This is a genomic window from Vibrio sp. 2132-1 (assembly GCF_033344315.1).
Window position 1 is genome coordinate 1 of sequence record NZ_JAWPON010000389.1, and the last position, 670, is coordinate 670.

A 670-nucleotide genomic window follows, 5' to 3' on the forward strand; every position below is an offset into this window, starting at 1 on the left:
GAATCCACTTGATTTGGAATGTCTTGCTTAGTTTGAAATCCTTTTTCGGGATAGCTTTTGACGCGGGAAAAATCTTCCATCAGCGCTTCTAACACCATCATTAGCGGCATGTCTTCGTTGATGTATTCGAAGAATGGATGAGCGGTAGAACTGACTTGCACTCGCGAGTAGGGCGATTGCCATTGCTTCTCAAACGTAGCGATGGCGCGGCGTTCCATAAATGGCTTTTGCACTAAAATAATAGATTCGCATTGGATGCCTTTCTCTTTAAATAACTGCTCGGTGAAACGGACGTTTTCTCCACTATTGGTTGAACGTGTTTCTACTAAGATGGCATCGCTTGGTACGCCAGCTAAACGCGCAATGTCTGCAAATGTTTCGGCTTCACTTTTTTCAAACAACCCATCCGTAAAACGGCCTTCACCACCGGAGAACACAATCAATGGCGCGAGTTTTTGGTGGTAAAGCGCAGCGGCGTGCTCAGCAACTCGCACGTCGTTACTGCACATAACAAACAAGCAGTCGGCAGGCTTTAAATCCTGTTTGAGCTGCATGTAATCCCAAAGCGTTTCTATATGTTGAGATAACTTCATAGTGCATCCAGCGTTGGATTGAATCGGAATTGATACCCAAGTGAAACCAGCTTGTCCGCTAAGATGCGTTTATCGGC

Annotated in this window: 1 protein-coding gene; it reads right to left on the bottom strand. The window is 45.7% G+C overall.

From position 1 onward, the window contains the following. On the bottom strand, positions 1 to 593 hold a 593-nt coding region (locus tag R8N47_RS25600; protein WP_318186153.1), incomplete at its 3' end, for a YdcF family protein. Positions 594 to 670 lie beyond the last annotated feature (77 nt).